Origin of the sequence: Microbulbifer sp. (assembly GCF_036563125.1) — a bacterium.
Classification (GTDB): domain Bacteria; phylum Pseudomonadota; class Gammaproteobacteria; order Pseudomonadales; family Cellvibrionaceae; genus Microbulbifer.
In genome coordinates this window covers 1-5601 of the sequence record NZ_DATCMV010000171.1, presented here as the reverse complement: position 1 = coordinate 5601, position 5601 = coordinate 1, and the positions used below count along the sequence as shown (strand labels likewise).

6 protein-coding genes are annotated in these 5601 nt (G+C 62.6%); all 6 read right to left on the bottom strand.

Annotated elements, in window-relative coordinates; all coding sequences use genetic code 11:
• A partial coding sequence (locus tag VIL80_RS14455; protein WP_332036799.1) for an RNA polymerase sigma factor occupies window positions 1-1223 on the bottom strand: 1223 nt, incomplete at its 3' end.
• Window positions 1224-1363: 140 nt separating this feature from the next.
• Window positions 1364-2149 (bottom strand): phosphonate ABC transporter, permease protein PhnE, encoded by a 786-nt coding sequence (phnE, locus tag VIL80_RS14450; RefSeq protein ID WP_332036798.1) that lies wholly within the window; start codon window positions 2147-2149, stop codon window positions 1364-1366.
• Complete coding sequence (locus VIL80_RS14445; protein WP_332036797.1) at window positions 2146-3039, bottom strand: PhnE/PtxC family ABC transporter permease; 894 nt, start codon at window positions 3037-3039, stop codon at window positions 2146-2148. Before VIL80_RS14445 ends, phnE begins: the two co-directional genes overlap by 4 nt.
• Window positions 3011-3844 carry a phosphonate ABC transporter ATP-binding protein gene (locus tag VIL80_RS14440; RefSeq protein WP_332036796.1) on the bottom strand — a complete coding sequence of 278 codons (834 nt, stop codon included), beginning with the start codon at window positions 3842-3844 and terminating at the stop codon, window positions 3011-3013. Before VIL80_RS14440 ends, VIL80_RS14445 begins: the two co-directional genes overlap by 29 nt.
• On the bottom strand, window positions 3841-4710 hold the full coding sequence (locus VIL80_RS14435) for a putative selenate ABC transporter substrate-binding protein (protein WP_332036795.1): 870 nt from the start codon (window positions 4708-4710) through the stop codon (window positions 3841-3843). The genes VIL80_RS14440 and VIL80_RS14435 overlap by 4 nt, the downstream gene beginning before the upstream one ends.
• A 72-nt stretch (window positions 4711-4782) precedes the next feature.
• On the bottom strand, window positions 4783-5601 hold an 819-nt coding region (gene mnmH / locus VIL80_RS14430), incomplete at its 5' end, for a tRNA 2-selenouridine(34) synthase MnmH (protein WP_332036794.1).

Sequence of the window (5601 nt, the reverse complement as noted above, 5' to 3'; positions counted from 1 at the left end):
GCCAGGCGACGGGCGAGAAAACGCTGTTCCGGTCCCTGCTGGGCGAGTTCCAGGGCGCGTTGATAGGCGGTACGCGCTTCCTCAACACGCCCCAGGCGCCGGCACAGGTCGGCGCGGGCGGCGTGGGCCAGGTGATAGTCGGTCAGTGCGCCACGGGCGAGCAGCGCGTCGATCAGTTGCAGGCCCTGTGCGGCGCCGTCGCGCATGGCCACGGCAACAGCGCGGTTGAGCTCGATGACCGGTGATGGATTCCGCTCGAGCAGGGCGTCGTACAGGCCGACGATCTCCCACCAGTCGGTGGTATCGACGGATGACGCTTCCGCATGCACCGCGGCGATGGCGGCCTGCAGCGTATAGGGACCGAATCGCCGGCTGGCTAGTGCCCGCAGGACCAGGTCGACGCCCTCGCGGATCTGCTGCTGGTCCCACAGCGTGCGGTCCTGCTGCTCCAGCAGAATCAGGTCGCCATCGGCAGAGACCCGCGCGGCGCGCCGGGAATCCTGCAGCAGCAACAGCGCCAGCAAACCCACGGCTTCCGGTTCTGGCAACAGAGCACACAGCAGGCGCGCCAGGCGAATGGCTTCACTGGCCAGGTCGTGGCGTATCAGCTTGTCGCCGGCGGAGGCGGAATAGCCTTCATTGAAAATGAGATAAATAGCTTGCAGCACGGACTGCAGGCGCTCCGGTAGCTGCTCTGGCCCGGGCACTTCGTAGGGGATACGCGCATCGCGGATTTTTGCCTTGGCGCGCACGATACGCTGGGCCAGGGTCGGCGTGGTGGTGAGAAAAGCGCTGGCGATTTCTTCCGTGGTCAGGCCGCAGACTTCGCGCAAGGTCAGGGCCAGCTGCGCCTCCGGCGCGAGGCTTGGATGGCAGCAGGTGAAGATCAGGCGCAGGCGGTCGTCTTCAATTTCCTGTTCTTCTTCCTGTTCCGTTGCCAGTTCGGCTGTCAGCTGTTCGGCAATGTCCTCGTAAGACACATTGAAGCGCGCCTTGCGGCGCAGCTGGTCGATGGCCTTGAAACGCCCGGTGGAGACCAGCCAGGCGCGCGGATTGTCGGGCATGCCTTCAGTCGGCCATTGGGCAAGCGCGGCGGCGAATGCTTCATGCATCGCCTCTTCCGCCAGGTCGAAATCCCCCAGCAGACGGATCAGGGTCGCGAGCACCCGGCGCGATTCTGTCTGGTAAAGCTGGTTGAGCGACGCTTGGGATACGAGAGTCATAGGCTGGCTCGTTGCTGGCAACGTGGATGCTGACTTCAGGGAAAGTTTCGCGTACCGCCACTGAGGTGTCGAAGACATGAGCAGCATATCAGTGATTCTGCCTCTGTCGCGCCAGCGAAACCTGTGACGGACGTTAATTGCTACAGCCGTCGCAGCCAGTGACTGAAGCTGTCGACAGCGAATACCATCAACAGCATTGCAATCAATACCGTGGCCGCCTGCGCCTGTTGAAACAGGCTCAAATGGATATACAGCATCTGCCCGAGACCGCCGGCACCGACAAACCCGAGCACCGACGACATGCGGATATTATTTTCCCAGCGATACAGGGTGTAAGCAGTGAGCTGTGGCCACAGCATTGGCAGTGTGCCGTAACAGAAGGCACTGAGGTGGCTAGCACCTGAAAGCCTGAGCGCCCGGGCGGGATGGGGCGGGGTGTTTTCCAGGGCTTCGGCAAACAGTCGCCCCAGTACACCGGTCGTGTGCAGTGCGAGCGCAAGAGTGCCGGCATTGGGTCCGAGGCCGGCGGCCAGTACCATCAACGCGGCCCACACCAGTTCGGGGATGGCGCGCAGTATGTTGAGCAACCCGCGCGCCAGTGCTCTTACCACCGCGCCCAAATGTCCTGCCGCCGGCAGCGCCAGGAGCAGGCCGCTAATCGCGGCCATCAACGTGCCGGCAACGGACATGGCGAGAGTTTCCAGCGCGCCGCGGCCCACCGCGATCAGGTGCGCGGAGGAGAAATCCGGTGGCAGGAATTCGAGCAGGTAGGCACCCATAAGCCGCAGGGTGTCGGCTTCCCGCAGTGCGGAAAAATCCAGTGACAGATAACGGAATGCGGCAACGGTAACCAGCACCAATAGCAGCAACAGAAAGAGGTTGCCGGTAATGGCCGGAGGCTTGAGTCCGCCAATTTTGGCTCTCATACCAGGCGCTCCCGCAGCCACCGGCTGATGGTGTCTGCCGCCAGTACCAGCAACAGAAACACCAGCAGGATGGTGATGACTTCGCCGCCGGCAAACATGCGCAGCGAGAGTTCCAGTTGCTGTCCCAGGCCCCCGGCGCCGACAAAGCCCATCACCACGGAAGCGCGCAAGGCGCACTCCCAGCGGTAGACGGTATAGGAAATCAGTTCCTGCGATGCATTGGGCAAAATGCCATAGATGAAAGCGCTCAGTCGCGATGCGCCGGCATGCAACAGTGCCTGCGCCGGCCGCCGGTCGACGGCTTCGAAAATTTCGCTGTAGACCTTGCCGAGCATGCCGCTGTAACTGATGGCGATAGCGAGCACGCCGGCAGTCGGTCCCAGCCCCACGCCGCGCACGAACAGCAGCGCCCACACGATTTCCGGAACGCTGCGCAGCAGGATCAGCAGGGCCCGCACCGGCCAGCGCAGGCAGCGACCGAGCAGTGATGGCGTGCCGTCGCGCTCGCTGGCGGAGCGCGACAGTGCGCGCGTGGCAATAAGGGAGGTGACGGCGGCCAGTGGCAGGGCCAGCGCGATACCGGCGATGGCAATCGCGATGGTTTCCAGCGTGGCGGTGGCCACTAGCTGCAGGAATTCCTCCGAATGGGCGGGGGGCCAGGCGCCACTGAACAGGGACACCATCGCCCGGGTGCTGTCGCTATCGAACAGCACGCGTATATCGAGTTCGCTGAAATGCAGGCCCGGCCATACCAGCAACAATACCAACAGCGTCAGCAGCAGGCGTCCGCTTGCGGCGGGATCCCGCTGCGGTAGCGGCTGAGGTTTGGTGGCGAATGCAGCGCTGCTGTGGTCCACTGCTTCAGCACCGGGGGACTTGCAACGCTTCACGCGCGTTGCTTGGTATTTCTGCGCTTGAGTGCAGCTGGCGATTGGCATAGAGCCGTGTAAGTTTCGTGCTGGTCAGGTCTTTGGCGGCCTGATCAAACATCACCTGGCCATCTCGCAGGCCGATCACGCGGGGGAAAAAACGCAGCGCCAGTTCCAGATTGTGCAGGCTCACGATCAGCGTGGTGTTGCGCTCCTGTGAAATTTCATTCAGCAGGCCAAGGGTGTGCTCCGCCAGCACCGGATCCATGGCAGACACCGGTTCATCCGCCAGCAGCAGTTCCGGGGCCTGGTACAGGGCGCGGGCAATGGCTGCCCGTTGCAGTTGCCCGCCGGACAGCGCACCGCAGCGCGCGAAAATTTTTTCCGCGAGATCGAGCTTTTCCAGGGTATGGGCAACGCCCGGAATGTCCAGCGGGTAGACAAAATTGAGCAGGCACTTCCACTGCGGCCACTGCCCCGCGCGACCGGCGCTTACCGCAGTGATCACCCGCTGGCGGGGTGGCAGGGGGGGCGACTGTTGAATCAGCCCGATACGCGCGCGCAGGCGTTTGCGGTTGCGCGTATTCAGTTCCCACGGGGCCGCCTCGAGAACATCGAGTGCGCCGGCAGTGGGTTGCTGCGCGGTAGCCAGCAGGTGCAGTAGGGTCGACTTGCCCGCGCCGGACGGGCCGATCACGGCAACCCGCTCGCCACGCGCAATGCGCAGGTGGATATCCTTGAGGCTGTCGGTGTGGCTCTTCCTGCCCGCACCGATGCTGCCGGCGGCGGGATAGCGCATCCACACCCCGCGCACATCTACGCTCACTTCAGCAGGCCTACGGAGCGCGCCGCGTCCTCGATGGACTGATAATTTTCCGGTGAGGTCTCGATAAAGCGATCGGCAGCCTGCAGGTCGAGAATGGTTTTGTGCTCAGGGTTAGCCGGGTCGAGTGCGAGGAAGGCGGTTTTGATTTTTGCCGCGAGTGCCGGGTCCAGATCACCGCGCACGGTCCAGTTGTAATCGTAGTAGGGCGGGGTAGTGGCGAGTACCCGCACTTTATTCGAATCCACTTTGCCGCTGGCCACCAGTTTGTCCCACACCGAGGCGTTGAGTACACCGGCGTCGGCCTTGCCGGCCTGTACCCACGCTGCGGTGGCATCGTGGGCACCGGAGTAGGCTACGCGGCTGAAAAAGCCTTCCGGTTTTATCCCTTCCTTGTCCATGAAATAGCGCGGCATCAGGCTGCCGGAGGTGGACGAGATGGAGCCGAAGACAAAGCTCTTGCCCTTGAGGTCCTGCAGGGATTTGACCGCGGGATCTGCGGTGATGAACTTACTGGTGAACTGGCGATCCTTTTGCCGCTGTACCAGAGGAACGGCGTTGCCGGTTTTCAGACGCGCCTGCACAAACGTGAAACCGCCCAGCCAGGCCAAGTCCACCTTGTCTGCGGCGAGGCCTTCCACCACCGCGGCGTAATCGGTGACGGGGACAAACTGCACCTTCATGCCCAACTGCTGTTCGAGGTATTGCCCCAGCGGTTTGAATTTCCGCAGCAGTTCTGTGGGGGCCTCGTCCGGGATGGCGGATACCCGCAGCGTTTGCGGGTTGGTTTCCGCAGAAACGAGAGAGCCAAACATCAGGACAAGCGGTAACAGGCACAGGGCGGCCAGCGCCTTGGCGTTTTTGAACATGCGAGTTCTCCAGTTCAATAGTGGAAAAAACGTTAATCGAATTGTTAATCGGGTTAGGCGCTGGCTCAGCAGTTATAGCGAGGCCGATTGCGCGCGCAGGTACTCCACCACTTCCCGCTGGTTGCCACGGAAAATGATGCGCCCGGCCTTTTGTTCCAGCTGGTAGTCGTACATTGGGTCGTAGTAGTCGCTCAGCAGCATACGGATCCAGTCCCGGTGACGATCCACATCGCCATCGGCCAATTGCCGCTGCAGCGCTTCCTGCATAATCGTGTCGAGTTCGCGGTGACGTTCGCCGCCCAGGCGTCGCATGATGTTAGCGAGATTCTGGCGCAGCGCGCCGGCAAAAACCTGCGGACCTTCTTCGGCACCGTGTTGCGCAACGAAATCCGCACACAGGTCCACCACGTAGTCTTTCAGGATGCGCTCCACCCGCCCCTCGATGGAATCTTCCAGCCACACCAGCGGGTAACCGCGCATGCCCTCGTGCAGGGATAGCGGTACCGAGCAGCGGCCGATCAGGCGGCTTTCATCTTCCAGCACGAAGTGTTGCCGGCCCGCGGCACGGCGTTTCAGAAAATCGATCGCCAGTGCATTTTCAAAGCTGATCTGCGAAGGCTGCGGTGTCGCGCGCTTGCCGAAACTGGAGCCGCGATGATTGGCGTGGTCCTCGAGGTCGATGGCGTTGTCCAGTTGCGCCAGCACCTCGGTTTTGCCGGTGCCGGTCATGCCGCCCACCAGCGTAAATACGCAGTCGCGCACGGCACTTTCGATTTCCTCGATCAGGAAGGTGCGCATGGCCTTGTAGCCGCCCTGCACCCGCGGATAGGGCACCCCGGCTTCACGCAGCCACTGCTGGCTGATCTGCGAGCGCAGGCCGCCGCGGAAACA

Excerpts from the sequence above, each read along its gene's own strand:
- VIL80_RS14435 (WP_332036795.1), bottom strand. The coding sequence starts at position 4,710 with ATGTTCAAAAACGCCAAGGCGCTGGCCGCCCTGTGCCTGTTACCGCTT.
- phnE (WP_332036798.1), bottom strand. The coding sequence starts at position 2,149 with ATGAGAGCCAAAATTGGCGGACTCAAGCCTCCGGCCATTACCGGCAAC.